This is a genomic window from Micromonospora sp. NPDC049799, assembly GCF_040656655.1.
Classification (GTDB): Bacteria; Actinomycetota; Actinomycetes; order Mycobacteriales; family Micromonosporaceae; genus Micromonospora.
In genome coordinates, this window is sequence record NZ_JBFAMU010000435.1 from 1 (window position 1) to 4125 (window position 4125).

Consider the following 4125-nt stretch of genomic DNA (forward strand, 5'->3'; position numbering starts at 1 on the left):
TGAGCAGCGGTCGCATCTGCCCGAAACCCCGGCAGGCGGCCAGGGCGTAGTCGTTATGATCGGCGACGGGCCGGGCACGTCCGTCCCGGCCGCCGTCGCCGACGCGGTGTCCGCGCGCCGGGTGCTCCGCCTGTCGTACGCCGATCGCGACGGCTCCTCGTCCCGACGCGAGGTGGAGCCGCTGGGCTACCTCGGCAACTCCCGGCACTGGTACCTGCTGGCCTGGTGCCGGCTGCGCGACGAGCTGCGCTGCTTCCGCACCGACCGGATCCTCGACGTGGTGCCGCTGGCCGAGCGGGTGCGGCGGGAGCTGCGCACGGAGGACCTGGACATCCCGCAGGAGCGGGTGCGCCCGCTCAGCCTCGTCTGAGATCGCCGGGGAAACACCGACAGGACGCTGTCGCGGACGCGGTCGAGGCTGACTCCTGCGACGCCGGGGACAGGGCCGGCGCGGAACGGGAGGCGACACATGTCCACGATCACCAACGCGGTCACGTGGTTCGAGGTCGGCACGGACCGACCGGTGGAGACCGGCCGGTTCTACGCCGACCTGTTCGGCTGGGCGTTCACCGAGCAGGGCACGCCGGAGGCGTCGTACCGGGTGGTGGAGCCGGGGCCGGACGGGTCGATCCAGGGTGCGGTGCGGGCGACCGGCGGGGCGGGCCCGAACTACGCGGTGTTCTACGTGCAGGTGGCCGACGTGGCCGACACCTGCCGGCGGGCCGAGGCGGCCGGGGGCAAGGTCCTGGTTCCGCTGAAGAGTGCGGACAGCGGGCTCACCTTCGCGCACCTGCTCGACCCGGGCGGCAACCACGTCGGCGTCTTCGCGCCACCGCCCGCCGCCTGAGTCGCGGCTGTTCGGGGTGCGGTTGTGGTGGCCGCGGCGACGACAACCGCACCCGAAAGACCTTTCGGTCAGCGCAAGGACCTTCACTCTCGAGCGCACAGATTTCATGTCTGTCGATTGTGAACCTCTGGTTTCAGGCCATCGAAGCTGGTAACTTCCTGGCACCGCGTTCGCAAGTTCTTGCAACGCCTTCAGTGACTTGCGCCCGCCCCGACGGGCGTGGGTGTCAGGAGACCTGTCATGAGGCGGACAACCACCACCCGTCGCCGGTGGAGTGCCCTCGCGCTCGCCGTCGGCCTGGCCGCCGGACTGCTGCCGCTCACGGCGGCGGTCGCGGCCAACACCGTCACCGTCCACTACCAGCCACCGACCGCCTGGGGAACCTCGGTCAACATCCACTACGGCGTCGACGGCGCGGCCTGGACCGCCGTGCCGGGAGTCGCGATGGACGCCGGCTGCACCGGCTGGCGCCGGAAGACCATCGACCTCGGAGCCGCGACCGGGCTCCAGGTCGTCTTCACCAACGGCACCGGCGTCTGGGACAACAACAACGGCGCCAACTACCGGCTCGGCACCGGCGCGGTCACCGTCGCCGCCGGGAGGATCGGCTCCGGCGACCCGTGCGCGACCGGCACGCCGTCCCCCACGCCGGCTCCGGGTGGCGCCACCGCCGAGGTGTACTACCACCTCACGCCGCGCGGCTGGTCCACCGCGAACCTGCACTACCGGCCCACCGGCGGCGCCTGGACGCCCGTCCCGGGCGTCGCGATGCAGGCCGCCTGCGCCGGCTGGGCGAAGAAGGTCGTCGACCTGGGTACGGCAGCCGGCCTCACCGCCGCCTTCAACAACGCCGGTTCGTGGGACAACAACAACGGCGCCGACTACACCCTCGGCGTCGGCCGCAGCACCGTCTCCGGCGGGGTGGTCACCGCCAACGCCGCCGACCCGTGCGCGCCGGTCAGCCCGGACACCGCGCCGCCGTCCGCGCCGGCCGGGCTCACCGCGACCGCCGACGGGCTGTCGGTGACCCTGGCGTGGTCCGCGTCGACCGACGACCGGGGCGTCACCGGGTACGAGCTGACCCGCACCGGCGGCACCGGCGGGGCCACCACGGTCACCACCACCGGCACCCGGTACGTGGCGTACGGTCTCGCGCCGTCCACCGCGTACACCTGGAACGTGCGGGCCCTCGACGCGGCCGGCAACCGGTCGGCGGCGAGTGCTGCCGCGACCGCGACCACCGGCGCCGCCCCGCCGGTGGGGGGATCGCCGCTCGGCGGCGACCCCCGCGAGGACACCGTCTACTTCGTCATGACCGCGCGCTTCGCCGACGGCGACAGCGGCAACAACCGGGGCGGCAGCCAGCACGTGAGGTCGGGCAACGCGGCCAACGACGACCCCATGTTCCGGGGCGACTTCCAGGGGCTGATCGACAAGCTCGACTACGTCAAGGGGCTCGGCTTCTCCGCCCTGTGGATCACCCCGGTCGTGCTCAACCGCTCCGACTACGACTTCCACGGCTACCACGGCTGGGACTTCCACCGGATCGATCCGCGCCTGGAGAGCCCGGGCGCCAGCTACCAGGACCTGATCAACGCCGCGCACGCCAAGGGCATCAAGATCTTCCAGGACGTGGTCTACAACCACAGCTCACGGTGGGGCGCGCGCGGGCTCTTCACCCCGACGGTGTACGGCGTCCGCGACGAGCAGTGGAAGTGGTACTACGACGCGCCGCAGGCCGGCCGCGAGTACGACCCGACGGTCGAGCACCAGGGCAACGACCCGACGCTGACGGCGGCGCAGAACGCGAAGGCCAAGGGCCGGCCGTACAGCGGGGACCTGTGGTCGTCCACCGCCCCGGCCGGCAACCGCTGCCTGCGCTGGGGCACCCCGAACGGGTCGTACAGCCAGGAGGGCTACACGATCCACCACTGCCAGTGGCCGACCCCGACCAGCGGGCTCTTCCCGGCCGACCTCTACCACCAGTGCTGGATCGGCAACTGGGAGGGCGAGGACTCGCGCAGTTGCTGGCTGCACGAGGACCTGGCCGACTTCAACACCGAGAACGCGACCGTGCAGAAGTACCTGATCGACGCGTACAACCGGTACATCGACATGGGCGTCGACGGCTTCCGCATCGACACCGCCGTGCACATCCCGCGGGTCACCTGGAACCGCCGCTTCCTGCCGGCGATCCAGCAGCACGCGGTCGCCCGGCACGGTGAGAAGGGGAAGGACTTCTACGTCTTCGGCGAGGTCGCCGCGTTCGTCAACGACAAGTGGAACCGTGGCTCGGTCAACCACTCCGCGCAGTTCTTCACCTGGAAGGAGCGGAAGGAGTACAGCCCGGACGACGTACGCGCCGCCATCGAGCAGTACGACTATGAGCAGTTGCTCGGCCCGAACGGCCAGCCGACCAGCGACAACGCGTTCCTGCGCGGCAACGACTACCACGTGCCGGACCACTCGAGGTTCTCCGGCATGAACGTCATCGACATGCGGATGCACATGAACTTCGGTGACGCGACGAACGCCTTCGGCAACGGCCGGGACTCCGACGACAGCTACAACGACGCCACCTACAACGTCGTGTACGTCGACAGCCACGACTACGGGTCCAACAAGTCCTCGGTGCGCTACGCCGAGGGCACCGACGCCTGGGCGGAGAACATGAGCCTGATGTGGACGTTCCGCGGTATCCCGACGCTCTACTACGGCTCCGAGATCGAGTTCCAGAAGGGCGCGAAGATCGACTGCGGGCCAACCTGCCCGCTGGCGACGACCGGCCGCGCCTACTACGGCGGTCACCTCGCCGGGACCGTCACCGCCCCGGACTTCGGTGTGGTGGCCGGCGCCACCGGAGCGGTGGCGACCACGCTGGACCAGCCGTTGGTCCGGCACGTGCAGCGGCTGAACCAGATCCGACGCGCCATCCCCGCGTTGCAGAAGGGCCAGTACTCCACCCAGGGGATCAGCGGCGGCGCGATGGCGTTCAAGCGCCGGTTCACCTCCGGCGGGGTGGACAGCTTCGCCCTGGTGACCGTGTCCAGCGGCGCCACGTTCAGCGGCATTCCCAACGGTGTCTACACCGACGCGGTCACCGGGGACACCCGAACCGTCACCAACGGCACCCTCACCGCCTCCGTCAGCGGCAAGGGCAACCTGCGGGTCTACGTGCTGAACCTGCCCGGCAACCCGGCACCCGGCAAGATCGGCACCGCCGGGCCGTACCTGAGGTGAGAAGCGGCCGTCCGCCCCGGCCACGCTGCCGGGGCGGA

At 70.8% G+C, this 4125-nt stretch carries 3 protein-coding genes; all 3 read left to right on the plus strand.

Going from position 1 to position 4125, the window contains the following annotated elements:
- A partial coding sequence (locus tag AB0I76_RS23900; RefSeq protein ID WP_357039455.1) for a WYL domain-containing protein occupies positions 1–370 on the plus strand: 370 nt, incomplete at its 5' end.
- A gap of 99 nt (positions 371–469) precedes the next feature.
- The gene (locus tag AB0I76_RS23905; RefSeq protein ID WP_357039458.1) at positions 470–847 is read left to right on the plus strand and encodes a VOC family protein; all 378 of its coding nucleotides are present in this window, start codon (positions 470–472) and stop codon (positions 845–847) included.
- A gap of 240 nt (positions 848–1087) precedes the next feature.
- Complete coding sequence (locus tag AB0I76_RS23910; RefSeq protein WP_357039461.1) at positions 1088–4087, plus strand: carbohydrate binding domain-containing protein; 3000 nt, start codon at positions 1088–1090, stop codon at positions 4085–4087.
- Positions 4088–4125 lie beyond the last annotated feature (38 nt).